This window comes from Streptomyces sp. NBC_01363 (assembly GCF_026340595.1).
In the GTDB taxonomy this organism is placed as follows: domain Bacteria; phylum Actinomycetota; class Actinomycetes; order Streptomycetales; family Streptomycetaceae; genus Streptomyces.
In genome coordinates this window covers 5,619,654-5,635,890 of the sequence record NZ_JAPEPF010000001.1, presented here as the reverse complement: position 1 = coordinate 5,635,890, position 16,237 = coordinate 5,619,654, and the positions used below count along the sequence as shown (strand labels likewise).

Genomic DNA, 16,237 nt, shown 5'->3' with positions numbered 1-16,237 from the left:
GGAGGGCCGTCGAGGCGGTGGCGCATGGGAGGGGCGGTGCGAGGGCGCCTGGGAGGCGAAGTTCGCCGTCGACCCCGGCGCCCCTTCCCCCTCCGTCCGCCCGGCGCAAGGCGCCAAGCGGCGCGGACGGGGGCCGTTCCCGCGCCATCCGGCGCATGCCGTGGGCAGGACCGCGGACACAGACTGACGGACGTCAGCAGCGGCTCACCCGGGCGGCCCTCGTTCCGTCCGGGGCCGCTCCGTGTCGTCCGCCGGAGGCCCCCGTGTCCCTTCCCCTGCCCGTCGATCCCGAACTCGCCCCGTGGCTCTCCCTGCTGCCCGCCCTCGATGTCGGCGACGCCGTCGCCGCGCGTGCCACCGTCGAGGCGATGGGCGCCGCCGCGCCGCCCTTCGCCGTACCCGAGGGCATCGAGCTGAGCGAGCACCGCGTTCCGGGGGCCGCGGGCGCCCCCGAGGTTCCGGTGACGGTCTTCCGTCCGACGGGGGCCGGGACGGCACTGCCCGCCGTGCTCTACGTGCACGGTGGCGGGTTCATCCTGGAGGAGGGGGACGGCGACCGGGCCCTCGCGGCGCGCTGGGCGGCCGAACTCGGCGCCGTCGTCGTCGCCGTGCGATACCGGCTGGCCCCCGAGCACCCCTACCCTGCCGCCACCGACGACTGTTACGCGGCCCTGGAGTGGCTCGCCGCGAACGCCGCCGGCCTCGGGGCGGATCCGGCACGGATCGCCGTCGCCGGGATCAGTGCCGGGGGCGGCCTCGCCGCCGCCCTCGCCCTGCTCGCCAGGGACCGCGGCGGCCCGGAGCTGTGCTTCCAGCTGCTCGACATCCCGGAGCTGGACGACCGCCTGGAGACCCCCTCGATGCGGGAGTTCACCGACACTCCGGTGTGGAACCGCCCCAACGCCGTGCACAGCTGGCGGGCCTACCTCGGGGCGGACCGCGACCCGGCGGCCCCGGTACCCGCCTACGCCGCGCCCGCCCGCGCCGAGGACCTGTCGGGGCTGCCGCCCGCGTATGTCGCCGTCAGTGACCTCGATCCACTGCGCGACGAGGGCCTCGACTATGCCCAGCGCCTCGTGCGGGCCGGTGTCCCCACCGAGCTGCACCTGTTTCCCGGCACCTTCCACGGCGCGGCGGGCTTCGTGCCCGACACGGCCGTGACCCGCCGCATGAGCGAGGGCGCGCTGGACGCGCTGCGCCGCGGTCTCGCCGTCTGACAACCCACTCCCCCGCAAGGAGCCGCACATGACCGCCCAAGCACCCCCCGTACCGGAGTACGACGCGCTCGTCGTCGGCGCGGGTTTCGGTGGCCTCTACGCCCTGCACCAGCTGCGCGCGCACGGATTCAGCTGCCACGCCTTCGAGACGGGCGACGACGTCGGTGGTACGTGGTACTGGAACCGCTATCCCGGAGCCCGCTGCGACGTCGAGAGCCTGGACTACTGCTACTCGTTCTCCCCCGAGCTGCACGCCGAGTGGGACTGGACCGAGCGCTTCGCCACCCAGCCCGAGATCCTGCGCTACGCCAGGCACGTCGCGGACCGCTTCGATCTGCGACCGATGATCTCCTTCGAGACGCGGGTGGCCTCCGCCGTGTGGGAGGAGGAGAGCAGGACGTGGCTCCTGACGACCGAGGACGGCCGCCGCGCCCGCGCGCGCTTCCTCGTCACCGCCGTGGGCTGCCTGTCCGCATCCCGCGTTCCCGACCTGCCCGGCCTCGCCGCCTTCCGCGGCGAGGTGCACCACACCGGCCGCTGGCCCCACGAGGGCGTGGACCTGGCGGGCAAGCGCGTCGCCGTCATAGGAACCGGCTCCTCCGGCATTCAGGCGGTGCCCGAACTCGCTGCGACCGCACGTCATCTGACGGTATTTCAGCGCACTCCCAATTACAGCCTGCCGGCCCGCAACCGGCCGCTGTCGGGCCGGGAGAGCTGGCGGGCCAAGGCGGAACTGGAGGAGCTGCGCGCCTATGCCCGTACCGGCTTCTCCGGCTTCTACATCGCCTCCACCGGCAGCTCGGCCCTCGATGTGGGCGAGGAGGAGCGCCGGGCCGCCTTCGAACGCAAGTGGGCCATCGGCGGGACCGAGATCATGTCGGTCTTCACCGACGTGCTGACGGACGGAAAGGCCAACGAACACCTCGCCGAGTTCGTCCGCGAGAAGATCCGGGACGCCGTGGACGACCCGGCGACGGCTCGGAAGCTCGTCCCGCTGGACTACCCCATCGGCGCCAAACGCATCTGCGTCGACTCGGGCTACTACTCCACGTACAACCGGGAGAACGTCGACCTCGTCGACCTGCGGGCCGAACCGCTCGTGGAGATCACCGAGGACGGCGTCCGCACCGAGGCCGGAACGTACCCGGCCGAGGTGCTGGTACTGGCCACCGGCTACGACGCCATGACCGGCCCGCTCACCCGCATCGACATCCGCGGGAGGGACGGCCGGTCCCTGAAGGACCAGTGGGCCTCGGGACCGCGCAGCTATCTGGGCCTCGCGGTGGCCGGCTTCCCCAACCTGCTGACGGTCACGGGGCCGGGCAGCCCCTCGGTCCTGGTCAACATGGTGCGGGCGGTGGAGCAGCACGTCGACTGGATCGTGGACTGCCTGCGACGGCTGCGCGAGGACGGGGTGGACCGGATCGAGGCCCGGCGCGAGGCACAGGATTCCTGGGTCGCCCATGTCAACGAGGTCGCCGACACGACTCTCTACCCGCGCGCCAACTCCTGGTACGTGGGTGCCAACGTGGAGGGAAAGGCACGGGTGTTCATGCCGTACGCGGGCGGGCTCAACCATTATCGGGAGCGGTGCGAGGAGGTCGCGCGATCCGGCTACCGGGGCTTCGCGCTGGGCCCGGAGGTGTCGGCATGACGCGGGACACCCTGAGGCTGGACGGGCGCTCCGTCGTCGTCACCGGCGCGGGCCGGGGCCTCGGCCGGGCCTACGCCCTCGACCTCGCCGGGCGCGGTGCCCGTGTGGTGGTCAACGACCTCGGAACGGCGACGGACGGCACCGGGAGCCGGGACGCGGGCCCGGCGGCGCGGGTCGTGGAGGAGATCCGGGCGGCGGGCGGGACGGCGGTGGCCAGTACCGCGGACGCGAGCGGGGTGGAGGGGACACAGTCCCTGATCGATCTGGCGTGCGCCGAGTTCGGTTCGGTCGACGGCATCGTGGCGAATGCCGGGATCTACCGGCCGGGGCTGGACTTCACCGAGATCGACGAGGGCCTGCTGGAGCGGATGACGGCCATCCACTCCTTCGGCGCCTGGCGGCTGGCGCGGGCCGCCTGGCCCCACTTCACGGAGCGCGGACGGGGCCGGATCGTCCTGGTCACCTCGGCGGCCGGTCTGTACGGGATGGCGGGGAACGCCGCGTACTCCCTGCTCAAGGCGGGGATCGTGGGGCTGACGCGGACGCTGGCCGCCGAGGGGGCCCCGCACGGCATCCGTGTCAACGCCGTGGCTCCGGTGGCCTGGTCACGGATGTCCGCGGCGACCGAGGGCGTACCGCCCGAGGTACTGGAGCGGATGCGGGAGGAGGCGCCGCCCGAGGCGGTCGCGCCGGTGGTGGCCGCGCTGCTCGCCGATGGGGTGCCGGTCACGGGCGAGGTGCTGAGCGCGGGGCGCGGCCGTGTGGGCCGGGTGCTTACAGGTGAGACCCCCGGGATCCGCTCGGCGGACGGCGGACCGCTGCTCGCGCAGGACCTCACCGAGCGGATCGCCGAACTCCTCTCCGTGGAGGGAGTGGTGTACCCGGGCTCGGCGCACGAGACGCCCTGAGCGGCTTTCCGGGTCGGAGCGGGCGGCGGGGTCATCCCCGCCGCCCGTAGAATTTTGCACTACGCGCAAACTTGCATAGCATGCACTTCATGAGTGCCGCCGACATGCCTCTCGGGCTGCGTGAACGCAAGAAGCGCGCGACGCGTGACGCCCTCGCGGACGCTGCGCTGCGCATGGCCGCAGACCGCGGTTTCGAGAACGTGACGGTGGAAGCGGTCACCGACGCGGTCGGCGTATCCATGCGCACCTTCTTCAACTATTTCCCGTGCCTTGAGGACGCGATCACCCGTCCCGCCCAGGACAACGCCGAGCGGATCCGTCGGGCGGTGCTCGACGCACCGGAGGAACTCACGGCGCTCAACGCCCTGCGCGAGGCGATCGGCCAGGAGCTCGCCCACATCGAGGAGGACCACGAACGCTGGGAGCTCCAGATGGCCGTGCTCAGGAAGAGTCCTTCACTGCTGTCCAAATTCCTGGCCGCCCAGGGTGCGGACGAACGCGCACTGATCGCCTCCGTGGCCGAGCGCCTCGGCCAGGATCCCGAGTCCGATCTCCGTCCCAGGCTTCTCGCGCACGTGGCGATCGCCGCCGTGCGCGCCGCCGTCGAGCTCTGGGTGGCCTCCGGCCGTACCCGCACGTTCCAGAGCATCTATCACGAGGCGTTCGCCTCGCTGGCCGCCGGTCTGAACGACTGAAGCGCATCCCTGAGCCTCCACCGGGGGCTTTCACCCGATCACCCCGACCATCCGATCAACCGAAAATCCAGAGAATGAGGAACGCCAGCCGATGAGTGCTGCCGTCACACCCGAAACCGGTACCGCCGGTGCGCCCGAGGGGGCCGCACCAGCCATGACGCGTCGTCACATACTCCAGGCCATGTCGGGCCTGATGGCCGGTATGTTCGTGGCCATCCTGGCCTCCACCGTGGTCTCCAACGCACTTCCCAGGATCATCGCCGATCTGCACGGCAGCCAGTCCTCGTACACCTGGGTGGTCACCGCCGAGCTTCTGGCGATGACGGCGACCGTCCCGATCTGGGGCAAGCTGTCCGACCTCTACGACAAGAAGCTGCTCATCCAGCTGTCTCTCTCGATGTTCATCGTCGGCTCGCTCGTCGCCGGCTTCTCGCACAGCGTCGGCCTGCTCATCGTGAGCCGCGTGGTGCAGGGCATCGGCGCGGGCGGCCTCACGGCGCTGGCCCAGGTCGTGATGGCGGCGATCATTCCGCCTCGTGAACTCGGCCGCTACTCCGGCATCTTCGGCGCCGTGTTCGCGGTCGGCACCGTCGCTGGACCGCTCATCGGCGGTGTGCTCGTGGACACCTCCTGGCTGGGGTGGCGCTGGTGCTTCTTCATCGGCGTGCCGTTCGCGCTGCTCGCGATCGTGCTGCTCCAACTGACCCTGAAGCTGCCCACGGTCCGCAGAGAGGTGAAGATCGACTATCTCGGTGCCGTCCTCATCATGAGCGGGGTCAGCGCACTGCTGCTGTGGGTGACCCTCGCGGGCAACCGGTTCGACTGGGCATCGTGGCAGACCGCCGCCCTGGTCACCGCCGGCGTGGTCCTGCTGGCCACCGCGGTGCTGGTCGAGTCCAAGGTCCAGGAACCGATCATCCCTCTGGACATCTTCCGCAACCGCACCGTGACGCTGACGACCGTGGCGAGCCTGCTGGTCGGCGTGGCCATGTTCGGCGGCACGGTGTTCCTCTCCCAGTACTTCCAGATCTCGCTCGGCAAGACGCCGACCGCCGCGGGCCTGATGAGCCTGCCGATGATCCTCGGTCTGATGATCTCCACGACCGTCGCCGGGCAGATCATCTCCGCCCGGGGCAAGTGGAAGGGCTTCCTGATCGCGGGCGGCATCATCATGACGGCGGGCATGGGCCTGCTCTCCACGATCAGCGCGGACTCCTCGTTCGGGCTGCTCAGCATCTACATGGTGGTACTCGGCGTGGGTGTCGGCATGCTGATGCAGAACCTGGTACTGGCGGCCCAGAACGACGTACCCGCGTCGGAGCTCGGCGCGGCGACCTCGGTGCTGTCGTTCTTCCGCAGCCTCGGTGGGGCGATCGGCACGAGCGCGCTGGGCGCCGTGCTCAGCCACCGGGTGGCGAGCGAGATGGCGAAGGGCTTCGGCGGGGCGGCGGACAACGGGGGCGCCGGCCATGGCGTCCCCGACCTGACCAAGCTTCCCGAACCGGCCCGGCAGGTGGTCGAGCACGCGTACGGGGTCGCGACCGCGGATGTCTTCCTGATCGGAGCCCCCTTCGCGTTCCTCGCCCTGATCGCGGTGCTGTTCATCAAGGAGAAGCCGCTCAAGACGCAGAGCGGCATGGAACGGCTCGCGCAGGAGAACGCCGCCGCGGCGAAGACGCCGGCCACCCCGGCGCACTGAGCCCACCGGGTACGAGGAGGAGCAGGCCGCCGTGACCACCGCGATCCGCGGACGCCCGATACGCGGCGCACGCGTGAGGACGTGGCGCGCACGGCGGCCAGGCTCTCCCTTGCGGGTCGCGGGGTCGCGCCAGGCTCTTCCCCGCGGTCCGCGGACCGCGGGTCACTCCTGACTCGCCGCGGGGCGGACACCGGCCGTGATCGACACGGAATCGCGGCCTGCGGTGTCACCCGGCGGGTGGAGTCGGCCACGCGCCCGGCTGCGCCCCGCGGTTGGGTTTCTTTCCGGCGGAGCGGTTGCCGATGAGCGCCTGCCGGATCTGCGCGGCGGTCGCTCGCGCGTGCTCCGAGGTGGAGATCGCGTCGGCGGTGGCCGGGACGAAGCGGTGGGCCGGCCGCTGACAGTACGGGCAGGGCGCTCCGTCGGCGAGCAGGTAGCCGTCCTCGCATGCCCGGTTCGAGCAGGCGCCGGGGCTCACCAGGGCCTCGGCGATCTCCTGGGGCGCCCAGCGGCGGCGGTTCTCCTCGTCGCGCTCGTGGATCGCGTGGGACCAGCGGTTGCTCCAGCGCCTTTCGATACGGTCGAGGAGTTGGGCAGCCGTCCGGCGCTCGAGCTCTTCGAAGAGAATGTCGGGCAGGGTGCGCGGGACCCGGTGCCCGAGGGCCTGGAGCAGTGGTTGGGGAAAGCCCTGCATGATGAAGCGGATCGGGTCGCTGCCCGGACTCTGCTTCCACTGCTGGCAGTGGCAGACGCCTCCGTCGGACAGCGGGTTGTGGCAACGGGTGCACAGTCCCCGGCAGTCCACGCAGATCCCGTCGCTGAGCCCGTCCAGGTGCGGGGCCGGCGCCCTGCCGCATTCACGGCAGCAGGCCGCGCACAGGCCGCACAGCCTCTCGTTGCCCTGCTGGGTCGTCCAGTTCCGCTGCTGGCAGCGGCAGCACAGACTGGTGTTGCAGTAGTCGCTGTGCTCGCCGTTGTGCCGGCCGAGGGGAGCGAAGGACATGGTGCTTCCTCTCTTGGGGGCCAGGGCGTGTCGGCAAAGCGGGAGCAGCGGCCCGGAAAGCGACGGGCACTGCTTCGATGCGGCGCGGTGGGCCCTCCCCGCGCGGTGTTGCTCCGTACAGCCTAAGGGCGGTGAATCAGCGCCGGACCCGACGGCATGCGTAACCCGCACCGGGCGGAGAGACACAGGCCTCCCGCCGTCAGGCGCTCTCCTCCATGAACCGGCGCAGTTCGCGGGCGAGTGCCGCCGGGTTGTCCATGGGGACCAGCGTTCCGGCCCCGGGGATCTCGACGTATCGTCCCTGCGGCAGCAGTTCGGCAAGACGTCGGCCGGTCTCGGGCGGCATCATCCGGTCCTCCGCACCCCAGGCCACCAGCGCCGGCCGGTCGAAGTGCCGCAGCCGTTCGGCGGCCCGCAGATAGGTGTCCTTGCGCGTGGAGCGCAGGAAGCGGGCGAGGTCCCGGCGGATGGCCCGGTCGGTCAGCAGTGGCAGGTACCAGCGGCGTACCCGCTCGTACGGGATCCCGTGCGCCGTCATGCCGCCCAGTGAGCTGCGCATCGCCACCAGGAAGGGCACCCGGAAGGACTGGAGGAGCAGGAACAGGCCCCCTGGCACTCGGCTCGCGGCCGACAGCGTGCGGCCCTGGATGCCCGGCGGGTAGTTGTCGAGGGCCTCGCAGGAGGTGAGCACCAGTCGGGCGATGCGCTCGTCGCGTACGCCGGGCAGGAGCTGGGCCGTGCCCGCGTCGTTCTGCACCAGCGTGACCTCGCGCAGGTCCAGCCGCTCCAGGAATTCGGCGAGCAGGTGCGCCACGCCCTGGGCCGACAGATCCGCGGACGACCGCATCGGTCGGCGGTGGCTGCCGAGCGGCAGGACGGGGACGACCACGCGGAAGTCTTCGCGCAGATCCGTCACGAGGGCATCCCAGACCGAGTCGTCGAAAGCGAGCCCGTGGAGGAGCACCAGGGTCTCGCCCACGCCCTCCCCGGTGCCGGTTCCCATGCCGGTGTCGGTGTACTCGATGGTTCCGGCGCTCAGTTCGATCTCCGGCATCGCTTGGCCTCCCCGTGACCGTCACTTGATAGACCGATCTAGTGAGAGACTATCCGGCATGAGGACCACCGGCGACACCAGGCAGCGGATTGTTACCGCCGCCACCGAGCTCTTCCGGCGGCAGGGCTACGCGGCGACCGGCATGAAGCAGATCGTCTCGGAGGCCGGTGCCCCGTACGGCTCGGCGTACCACTTCTTCCCCGGCGGCAAGGGGCAGCTCGGCGAGGAGGTGATCCGCACCTCCGGAGCCGCCTACCTGGAGCTGATCGGCAGCCTTTTCGCCGACCCGGAGGCGAATCCGGCAGCCGCCACCGCTGCCGCCTTCACCGGCGCCGCCGAGACTCTCCGGGAGCTGGACTTCGCCGACCCGTGCCCGATCGCCACCGTGGCCCTGGAGGTGGCCAGTACGCACGAGGGGCTGCGTCGTGCGACGGCGGATGTCTTCGCCTCGTGGATCGAGGCCCTCGCCGACTTCTACTCCGGGGCGGGCATCGAGGCGGACACCGCCCGGGACACCGCGGGCTCGGTGATCGCCCTGCTGGAGGGCGCCTTCATGCTCGCCCGAGCGGCCCACGACACGGCCCCGGTCCTCACTGCCGCCCGAGCGTCCGCCGCCATCGTCCGTGACGCCCTGGAGTCCGGCTGAGTGATGTCGGCCCGGCCGTCAGGAACCGCAGCCTACGGTCGGCTCGCGCCGATCCGGCGTGCTGCTGCCTCTACCGTCTGAGCGAGGAGTACGGCGATGGTCATGGGCCCCACACCGCCGGGGACGGGGGTGATCAGACCGGCCCGGTCCCTGGCGGACTCGAAATCCACATCCCCGACGTTGCCCGGGTTGTACCCCGCGTCGATCACGACCGCACCGGGCTTGATGTCCGCACCGGTGAGGAAACGCGGTCGTCCGACAGCTGCGACCAGGACGTCTGCCTGCCGGACGATCTCGGACAGGCCGGAGGTACGTGAGTGGCAGTAGGTAACCGTGGCATTCCGCCCGAGGAGGAGCATGCCTGCGGGCTTGCCCAGGATGGGACTGCGTCCCACCACCACCGCGTGCTTACCGGCGAGCTCCACGCCGTACTCCTCCAGAAGACGCATGATTCCTCCGGGGGTGCAGGACACGAAGCCGGGCAGGCCGAAGCTCATCGCTGCGAAGGAGTGCATGGTCACCCCGTCGACGTCCTTGTCCGGAGCGATTGCCTCGAAGGCAGCGCGTTCGTCGATGTGTGCTCCGACGGGGTGTTGCAGCAGGATTCCGTGCACGCCGGGGTCATCGGAGAGTTCGGTGATCTTTTCGATCAGGCCACTGGTGCTGACCGAAGCGGGCAGGGCCACATGCCGTGACTGGATACCCGCCTTCTCGCACCGGGCGCGCTTCATCCGGACATAGGTCACCGAGGCCGGATCTTCTCCGACCAGTACGGTGGCCAGGCACGGGGTCGTCCCCGTGCGCCTATGGATCTCCGCAGCGGTTGCGGAGCTGGTTTCGATGATGCGGCGGGCAAGGCCGGTGCCGTCCATCAGCCGACCTGTCTGCGTCTGAGCCACGTGCCACTCCTGAGCCTCGCAGTGAGTTGCCCAGGCGCACGGCATCGACAGAATGTCAGGCCGCTCCCCGGTGGTACGCCACCTCAGCGCCAGTCACGGCCCAGCCGTCACCATAGTGGAGCGGACGTCGGCACGCGCAGCCTCTGCGAAATCCTCGCTCCCGGGTGCCGCCGAGCCCGCGCCCATGAAATCCGGACGCCAAGGGGAATGCCCGTCCGTGTACTTGGACGGCCGATGTGGCCGGCGCGATCGTACTGTCGCCCGCTGGCGTCGCTCTCTTCGGCTGGGGCAGCCTGCTGGGGTCTTGACGGGGTGCCATGTGACTTTTCCGGCGAGCAGGGCCGGTCCGTCGCCGGTTTCCTGGATGCGTGGTGGCCCCGGAGCCTGCGGGACGAGTCTCCGCCGACCCCGGCGTGCGAGGTGTTCGAGAGCTGATCGACGGCGAGTTCTTCCGTCACCCCGTGGCTCGCCCGCTGGGAGGCGGAGACAGGCCCGGCCGCCCGTCGGCACCTGCTCGCGAGTGTCGAGTGGTGGCGGGACGACCTGGTGTCCGCAGGCTCGCCCTTCACCTGGTGGCGGGGCCGCCGGCCGCAGGCCGATCTCGTCCTCGAACACATGGGGCGGCGGGTCGACCTGGACGTGCATCGCCCGCCGGAGGGCGAACCGCGCGGCGGTGCTGTCCGGTGCCTCGATCTGCTGGTCCGCCACGATGCCCTCTCCCTGCGGTCCTTGCGGTCGGTTCTCGGCCGGAACCAGGAGGCCGCGGAACGGCTGGTCGCGGAGCCCCTTCGACGGGGCCTCCCGCATCCGCGCGTACTCCCATGGGAGAGGATGCACGTTACTCGCACCAGCCGGACCATACGGAGGCACACAGTGGAAGAGCCGGACCCGGTCGACCTGATCCACTTGGTGGACGCGGACGGCGACCGGTGTGTCGTCCGCGTCACCGGGCGCTGTCAGCCAGGCGTTCTCACCGGGCACGACATCCTGCGCGCCGATGTCCTGGTGTCCACCGACTTCCTCGACGCACGGCTTGAGCTCCACCTCTCCCAGCGGGATCTCGCCTCCTGGGAACACGAGCTCGACGGGCTGGCTCCCGGGGGTATGGCGAGAATCGGCGGTGGCCGAGGACTGGAGCTCGGCATGCGGCTCGACGAGGACCGGTCCGTGAGCGTGACGGTCCACGACCCCGACCGGCTCAGCACGCTCTTCTCGATCCAGCCGCAGGACGACTGGGTCCAGAACCACCGGGCCAGGCTGGACCGGCTTCGGCAGGTCTGGCCGAGTGAGGTCGTCGAGAGCTCTCCGATGGTCTACGGCTGGAGTCCGGACCGTAGGAAATGAGCGCCTGAGGTACGCCATCGGGACCCAGGCCGCTGTTGGGCGGCGTCATTACGGATCGGGGGACGGGATCATGGGCGAGGGCGGAGTTGACGGTCAACTCGTGTCGGCGGTACGAGCGGGCGATGCCAGGGCGGTGCGGTCCCTGCTCGTCGAGAGCGGTACGGATCCGGACACGGTGGATGCGACCGGACTCCCGGTGTTGTGCGTGGCCGTGGCCGCGTACGACGAGCATGTCACCGGCGCGTTGGTGGAGGGCGGCGCGGACCCCGACCGGCTGCTGCCGGACGGAACCACGCCGCTGTGGCGCGCCGTGGACGGTGGTTCTCCGGCGATCGTCTCGGCGGTGCTGGGGGACGAGCCCCGGCTGCGGCTTTCGGAAGCCTCCCGTGAGCGGCTTCTCGTCCTGGCGCGGAACTGGTACGAGACGGGCGCGGTCGAGGAGTTTCGGCGGCGTCGGACTCCCCCAAGTGACCGTCCACGAGAGACACTTACGAAGCCGTCGGAAGACACCGGTGAAGGCCGTACAGGACCTGGCCGCGCCGTGCGGCCCGCATCGGTTCACGGGGTCCGGCGCCTTCCAGAGCGACGTCTGATTTCCGCCAGCGTCGGGACGGGCTCCTGCAGATGCTGGAGCCATGACCACGACTCATGAGGCGCGGGCCATCGCCCCCGCCGTACTGAAACAACTGCGGGAACAGGACGACGCCGGTTGCGCCCGGGAACCCGTCACCGATCCGGAGGGCGGTGCCCCACTGCGCTGCTGTCTGCGGCACAGCGAGGCAGGTGAGCGGATCGTCCTCGTCTCGTACGCGCCGTTGCGCCGCTGGGCGGCGGAGACCGGCGCCCAGCCCGGGCCGTATGACGAGTGCGGCCCGGTATTCGTCCACGCCGAGGAGTGCGACGGGCCGACCACCGGCCCCGGCTATCCGGTCGAACTGCACGGTGCTCGCCGGGTGTTGCGCGCCTACGGTGCCCGGGGGCACATCCTCGGCGGGAGACTCGTCGAGATCCCCAAGGAGCGGGCCACCGAGGTGGACCACGCACTGCACGAGGTCTTCGCCGATCCGGAAGTGGCCCTGGTACACGTCCGCGCGGTGGAGTTCGGCTGTTTCATGGTCGAGATCCGCCGCCGGTAGGCGAGGAGTCGGGGAGAGCACGGCGTGCCGGGCCCAGCGCCCGGAAAACACTGTCTGCCTCTGAACAGCACAGGACGGAGTACATGCTGTGCCCGTTCCGCATGCCACCCCGCCACGCAAACCTGTCGGCCGGCGAGCGACAGACGTGAGCACACCGACAGTTGGGGGTCTCCTCGGCCGGCGACGCCACGACGCCGGCCCATCGCCCTCACCGCCGGCGACGACAGCACCAGCCGTGTACACCACTGCCCCGCCACCTGACCCGGGGCCACCAGCTGCCGCCGGGAGATGCGGTCAGCCGGAATCATGCGCCAGCACCGCCGACGGCGCGGGCACATGTTTCCGGCGCCGCTGGGGGTGGGAGCACTCGGGCCTGCGACAGCCGCATCCACCCTGCAGCGCAGATACTCCACGTCCCCAGCGGCACGCCCAGCCTGCCGCACGGCACGGCCCCCCGACGGGCGTTGAATCGCAGGTCGGTACACGTATCTGTGCCGTCCAGCCCTGTCACCCTCTTGGCGTCGGCATACGTACCGGTGGCGGGACGGGCATACGTACGGCCGGGTCGGCGTCACCTGCTCCGAACGCCGACTGACACCAGGCATCGGCAGACCGCCGTGATCCCTTCCTCCCTTCTCACCGCCAACCGCTGTCCGTCATCCGTCGTGTACGCCGTCGTCGTCGGGTACCCAGTGCAGTACGTCGCCGGGCCGACAACCCGGCGTGCGGCAGATCGCGTCGAGCGTCGTGAACCGCACCGCCTTCGCACGGCCGCTACCCAGTACGGCGATGTCGGCGGGTGTGATGCCGACAGCAGCGGTGAACTCACCGACGGACAGACCGCGTCCGGCGAGCTGGACATCTACCGCCGGCCGCGCTCCGACAACCAGGGCCTGACCGGCCGATCACGGCGTGAGGTGTGGCAGGCCACACCCCCAAGTGGGCGGCGGACCGCAGTGACCGGGTGAGCGCCGTTGCGAAAGGGTCATCGGCATGACAACAACGTCACAACCCACCAGCACGCACGGACAATCGTGCTCCGCAGGTCTTTCCGGTCGCGCAATCGCTGTGCTCGTCGCTCTCGCCGTGGTCCTGGTCCCTGCCTTCGTCATCGCCCCCCGCCCATTGGCGACGATCACGTCGGACGGCGGCTTCGACGGTCAGCGCAACCTCATCGGCAGCTTCTCCGAGTCGTTCGTCGACTACTGGAGTTCCGGCGATCGGAACTTCTCTCCGGACTTGGAGAACGTTGTCGACTATTGGCTCCACTACCACGTGGTCAAGGCCGTGATCGCTGCGATCCTGCTGGTCGTGTTCATCGCGCTCGGCGTTCTTCTCTGGAAGGCATTTCTGCGGGCCGGCGGGCTCAAAGCGGGAAGCCGGGCCGCCCTCGCGTCGGCCGGGGCTGTCGTCACGGTGCTCGCGCTGTGCTCGTTGGCGGCGGTAATGGCCAACATCCAGGGCGCGACAGCGCCTCTTTCCTCACTGCTCCCCATGCTGCCGATCCACGCGTCCCACGGAGAACTCGCCGATACGCTCGATCAAGTCAGGCAGCGTCTGGCTGACTACCCGAATACTGGTGACCGAACTCCGCCTGCTCTCGAGGTGATGGTCGGCGATTTCTCCCGATACCACGCGGTGATAGCCGTGGCCGCCACGACTGTGGCGGTCGTCCTGGCCGGCATGAGCGTGGCGTCGTGGAAGAGGTTTGCGAGAACAGGAGCGTCCGACAGGCGAACGAGGCGCGTGTTCAGGTCGTTCGGTCTCCTGTCGGCCTTGTTGTCGCTGGCCGTCATCGTTGTCGCCGTGGCGAACACGGCCACTACAGCCGACCCGGCGCCGGCGCTTCTGGCCTTCTTCAAGGGCGGGTGGTGAGGGGCCGCCGCCAGGCATCGAGGTAGGCGAGGACGGCGAGTACCCGGCGGTGCTGGGCGTCGTCGGGCGGTAGGCCGAGCTTGGCGAAGATGTTGCCGATGTGCTTCTCCACCGCGCTGTTGGAGAGCACCAGCCGCCGGGCAATGGCCGTATTGGAATGGCCCTCGGCGATCAGTGCCAGCAGTTGCCGTTCACGTGCGGTCAGCGCGCCCAGCGGGTCGTCCCGGCGCTGTCCGGCCAGCAACTGGGCGACGACTTGGGGGTCGAGCACCGTCGCGCCACGGGCGACGCGGTCCAGGGCGTCCAGGAACTCCTCGACCTTTGCGACCCGGTCCTTCAGCAGATAGCCGACGGCGCCGGAGCCGTCCGCGAGCAGGTCGGCGGCGTAGGACACCTCCACGTACTGGCTGAGCACCAGCATGGGGGCGCCGGGCAGCTGTCCACGGGCGGTGACCGCCGCCCGCAGGCCCTCGTCCGTGTGCGTCGGCGGCATCCGCACATCGACGACCGCCACGTCCGGGCGGTGTGCGAGCACCGCCTCGACCAGGGAGGGGCCGTCACCGACCGCCGCCACCACGTCGTGGCCGTCCTCGGCGAGCAGGCGTACCAGCCCCTCGCGCAGCAGCACCGCATCGTCGGCGACGACGATCCGCAGGGGATCCCGGGCCGCGACGTCCGGCAGTGCTTCAGGTGCTGGTCCGTCCGGGCTCAGCGACATGGCAACTCCGCGGTGACCGTCGTCGGGCCGTCCTCGGGGCTGTCGACCCGCAGCCGGCCGCCGACCGCGTGCACCCGGTCGGCCAGTCCCTGTAGTCCGTGTCCTTTTGCCAAAGCCGCGCCGCCCACTCCGTCGTCCGTCACCCAGATCCGCAAGACCTCCTCAGTGTGGCGCATACCGACTGTGCATCGGCCGGCGTAGCTGTGCTTGGCCACGTTCGTCAGCGCCTCGGCGACCACGAAATAGGCGGCCGTCTCGACGGCGGCGTCGAGCCGACGGCTCAGGGGACCGGCGTCGAGCTCGGCGGGTACGACGCAGCGTGCGGCCAGAGCGGAGAGTGCCTCCCGCAGTCCTCGGTCGGCGAGGACCGGCGGGGCGATGCCTCGTGACAGGGCCCGTAGTTCGTCCAGCGCCTCCTGAGTCTGGATGACCGCGTCGGCGAGTGCGGCCCGGACGAGTTCCGGCTTGCTGTCGAAGTTGTGCTGGGCCCGGCCCAGTTCCATCGCCAGACGGACCAGCTGTTGTTGTGGCCCGTCGTGGATGTCGCGTTCGAGCCGGCGCAGGGCGACCGCCTCGGCCGTCACCGCTGCGACGGCCTGAGCGCGGGCGGTGTCGCGCTCCTGTTCCAGTCCGCTGATCCTGCGGTGCAACGCGGACATGTTGGACAGCAGCGCCTGCCCGAGACCGGCCTGGGCGGCGGTGCACACCCGGGTCATCAGCGGCAGGGTGAGCAGCAGCAGTACGCCGACCGTGATCGCGAAGGCGAGCCGCTCGGACGGCGACGTCAACCCCAGGCTCAAGGCGACGTGGGACTGGTCGCTGCCCGCGTACAGAGTCATGGGCCGCAGCGACCCGGGCGTGACCTGGCTGCGCAGGGGGTACGTCGCGGTCGCGACTCCCACGAACCACCACAGCGCCGTCACCACCGAGGTGACCAGCACGACGGGGAGCACCATCACCGCGTGTGCCAGGTCGAGCCACAGCCCAGGGTCCGCCGCGTCGGCCGTCTCCTTCGACCTCGGCCGCTGGCCCGCGCCCCGCGCCCCGCCGGCCCGGGAACGGACCTTGCCGATCCGCCACCACTCCAGATCGCCGGGCCACCGCGCCAGGGCCAGAGCCCGGACCGCGATGGGCGACCCGCTCGGCAACAACGAACCAACCATTCCGACGCACAAGCCGCCGACCACCAGCAGCAGACCGACAGCGGCGTTCAACGGCGCGGTGAGGAGATACAGCGACTCCACGAGCGTGCGGCGCCCGACCCGAACGACGGACCCGGCACTCGGCCGCCACCGAACCGCGACCACGGAAGGCAACGACTCCACCATGCCCACAGCATAGTGTCGCTCCGACCCGGGCTTTGAGCGATCGTGTCGCGGCGTCGCGCTC

Annotated in this window: 16 protein-coding genes, 1 pseudogene and 1 riboswitch; of the genes and pseudogenes, 10 read left to right on the top strand and 7 right to left on the bottom strand. The window is 70.5% G+C overall.

Translation table 11 applies throughout. The features are described 5' to 3' along the window. Positions 1-263 precede the first annotated feature (263 nt). The 5 genes from OG611_RS25550 to OG611_RS25530 all read left to right on the top strand — a co-directional run bounded on the left by OG611_RS25550 (position 264) and on the right by OG611_RS25530 (position 6,173). Complete coding sequence (locus OG611_RS25550; RefSeq protein ID WP_266424377.1) at positions 264-1,217, top strand: alpha/beta hydrolase; 954 nt, start codon at positions 264-266, stop codon at positions 1,215-1,217. A 28-nt stretch (positions 1,218-1,245) separates the two neighbouring features. Next, complete coding sequence (locus OG611_RS25545; protein WP_266424375.1) at positions 1,246-2,871, top strand: NAD(P)/FAD-dependent oxidoreductase; 1,626 nt, start codon at positions 1,246-1,248, stop codon at positions 2,869-2,871. After that, positions 2,868-3,779, top strand: coding sequence for an SDR family NAD(P)-dependent oxidoreductase (locus tag OG611_RS25540; protein ID WP_266424373.1), 912 nt, complete (start codon positions 2,868-2,870; stop codon positions 3,777-3,779). The genes OG611_RS25545 and OG611_RS25540 overlap by 4 nt, the downstream gene beginning before the upstream one ends. An 89-nt stretch (positions 3,780-3,868) precedes the next feature. After that, positions 3,869-4,474 (top strand): TetR family transcriptional regulator, encoded by a 606-nt coding sequence (locus OG611_RS25535; protein ID WP_266424372.1) that lies wholly within the window; start codon positions 3,869-3,871, stop codon positions 4,472-4,474. Positions 4,475-4,565: 91 nt separating this feature from the next. After that, positions 4,566-6,173 carry an MDR family MFS transporter gene (locus OG611_RS25530; RefSeq protein WP_266424369.1) on the top strand — a complete coding sequence of 536 codons (1,608 nt, stop codon included), beginning with the start codon at positions 4,566-4,568 and terminating at the stop codon, positions 6,171-6,173. Positions 6,174-6,399: 226 nt separating this feature from the next. Here OG611_RS25530 and OG611_RS25525 read toward each other — a convergent pair whose 3' ends face one another. Continuing rightward, positions 6,400-7,176, bottom strand: a complete 777-nt coding sequence (locus OG611_RS25525; RefSeq protein WP_266424367.1) for a hypothetical protein — start codon at positions 7,174-7,176, stop codon at positions 6,400-6,402. Positions 7,177-7,375: 199 nt separating this feature from the next. Continuing rightward, a complete protein-coding gene (locus tag OG611_RS25520; protein WP_266424364.1) occupies positions 7,376-8,230 on the bottom strand; it encodes an alpha/beta fold hydrolase in 855 nt (284 codons plus the stop codon). Positions 8,231-8,288: 58 nt separating this feature from the next. On the opposite strand from OG611_RS25520, the gene OG611_RS25515 reads away from it, so the two are divergent. Continuing rightward, complete coding sequence (locus OG611_RS25515; protein WP_266424361.1) at positions 8,289-8,876, top strand: TetR/AcrR family transcriptional regulator; 588 nt, start codon at positions 8,289-8,291, stop codon at positions 8,874-8,876. A 32-nt stretch (positions 8,877-8,908) separates the two neighbouring features. Here OG611_RS25515 and OG611_RS25510 read toward each other — a convergent pair whose 3' ends face one another. Both OG611_RS25510 and OG611_RS25505 read right to left on the bottom strand, forming a co-directional pair. Continuing rightward, positions 8,909-9,775, bottom strand: a complete 867-nt coding sequence (locus tag OG611_RS25510; RefSeq protein WP_323180231.1) for a bifunctional 5,10-methylenetetrahydrofolate dehydrogenase/5,10-methenyltetrahydrofolate cyclohydrolase — start codon at positions 9,773-9,775, stop codon at positions 8,909-8,911. A gap of 21 nt (positions 9,776-9,796) precedes the next feature. Then, positions 9,797-9,882: riboswitch (ZMP/ZTP riboswitch) on the bottom strand. 469 nt (positions 9,883-10,351) lie between these two features. Beyond that, a pseudogene (locus OG611_RS25505) lies at positions 10,352-10,483 on the bottom strand (SAM-dependent methyltransferase); the annotation flags it as partial. A gap of 165 nt (positions 10,484-10,648) precedes the next feature. Here OG611_RS25505 and OG611_RS25500 point away from each other — a divergent pair. The 3 genes from OG611_RS25500 (at position 10,649) to OG611_RS25495 (ending at position 12,255) form a co-directional block, all read left to right on the top strand. Further along, positions 10,649-11,119 carry a DUF5959 family protein gene (locus OG611_RS25500; protein WP_266424359.1) on the top strand — a complete coding sequence of 157 codons (471 nt, stop codon included), beginning with the start codon at positions 10,649-10,651 and terminating at the stop codon, positions 11,117-11,119. A gap of 70 nt (positions 11,120-11,189) precedes the next feature. After that, positions 11,190-11,771, top strand: a complete 582-nt coding sequence (locus OG611_RS40720) for an ankyrin repeat domain-containing protein (protein WP_323180230.1) — start codon at positions 11,190-11,192, stop codon at positions 11,769-11,771. Beyond that, complete coding sequence (locus OG611_RS25495) at positions 11,755-12,255, top strand: DUF1203 domain-containing protein (protein WP_266424357.1); 501 nt, start codon at positions 11,755-11,757, stop codon at positions 12,253-12,255. Before OG611_RS40720 ends, OG611_RS25495 begins: the two co-directional genes overlap by 17 nt. 656 nt (positions 12,256-12,911) lie before the next feature. On the opposite strand, the gene OG611_RS25490 is transcribed toward OG611_RS25495, so the two are convergent. Further along, positions 12,912-13,145, bottom strand: a complete 234-nt coding sequence (locus tag OG611_RS25490) for a helix-turn-helix transcriptional regulator (protein WP_266426222.1) — start codon at positions 13,143-13,145, stop codon at positions 12,912-12,914. 178 nt (positions 13,146-13,323) lie between these two features. Between OG611_RS25490 and OG611_RS25485 the strand changes: the two genes are divergently transcribed. After that, positions 13,324-14,130 carry a hypothetical protein gene (locus tag OG611_RS25485; protein ID WP_266424354.1) on the top strand — a complete coding sequence of 269 codons (807 nt, stop codon included), beginning with the start codon at positions 13,324-13,326 and terminating at the stop codon, positions 14,128-14,130. Here the strand turns inward: OG611_RS25485 and OG611_RS25480 are convergent. Together OG611_RS25480 and OG611_RS25475 are read right to left on the bottom strand one after the other, a co-directional pair. Further along, on the bottom strand, positions 14,114-14,785 hold the full coding sequence (locus OG611_RS25480; protein ID WP_266426220.1) for a response regulator transcription factor: 672 nt from the start codon (positions 14,783-14,785) through the stop codon (positions 14,114-14,116). The two genes, OG611_RS25485 and OG611_RS25480, sit on opposite strands and share 17 nt — an antisense overlap. Positions 14,786-14,838: 53 nt before the next feature. Then, positions 14,839-16,176 carry a sensor domain-containing protein gene (locus OG611_RS25475; RefSeq protein ID WP_266424351.1) on the bottom strand — a complete coding sequence of 446 codons (1,338 nt, stop codon included), beginning with the start codon at positions 16,174-16,176 and terminating at the stop codon, positions 14,839-14,841. Between the last annotated feature and the right edge of the window lie 61 nt (positions 16,177-16,237).

Excerpts from the sequence above, each read along its gene's own strand:
- OG611_RS25545 (WP_266424375.1), top strand. The coding sequence starts at position 1,246 with ATGACCGCCCAAGCACCCCCCGTACCGGAGTACGACGCGCTCGTCGTC.
- OG611_RS25540 (WP_266424373.1), top strand. The coding sequence starts at position 2,868 with ATGACGCGGGACACCCTGAGGCTGGACGGGCGCTCCGTCGTCGTCACC.
- OG611_RS25535 (WP_266424372.1), top strand. The coding sequence starts at position 3,869 with ATGAGTGCCGCCGACATGCCTCTCGGGCTGCGTGAACGCAAGAAGCGC.
- OG611_RS25530 (WP_266424369.1), top strand. The coding sequence starts at position 4,566 with ATGAGTGCTGCCGTCACACCCGAAACCGGTACCGCCGGTGCGCCCGAG.
- OG611_RS25525 (WP_266424367.1), bottom strand. The coding sequence starts at position 7,176 with ATGTCCTTCGCTCCCCTCGGCCGGCACAACGGCGAGCACAGCGACTAC.
- OG611_RS25520 (WP_266424364.1), bottom strand. The coding sequence starts at position 8,230 with ATGCCGGAGATCGAACTGAGCGCCGGAACCATCGAGTACACCGACACC.
- OG611_RS25515 (WP_266424361.1), top strand. The coding sequence starts at position 8,289 with ATGAGGACCACCGGCGACACCAGGCAGCGGATTGTTACCGCCGCCACC.
- OG611_RS40720 (WP_323180230.1), top strand. The coding sequence starts at position 11,190 with ATGGGCGAGGGCGGAGTTGACGGTCAACTCGTGTCGGCGGTACGAGCG.
- OG611_RS25495 (WP_266424357.1), top strand. The coding sequence starts at position 11,755 with ATGACCACGACTCATGAGGCGCGGGCCATCGCCCCCGCCGTACTGAAA.
- OG611_RS25475 (WP_266424351.1), bottom strand. The coding sequence starts at position 16,176 with ATGGTGGAGTCGTTGCCTTCCGTGGTCGCGGTTCGGTGGCGGCCGAGT.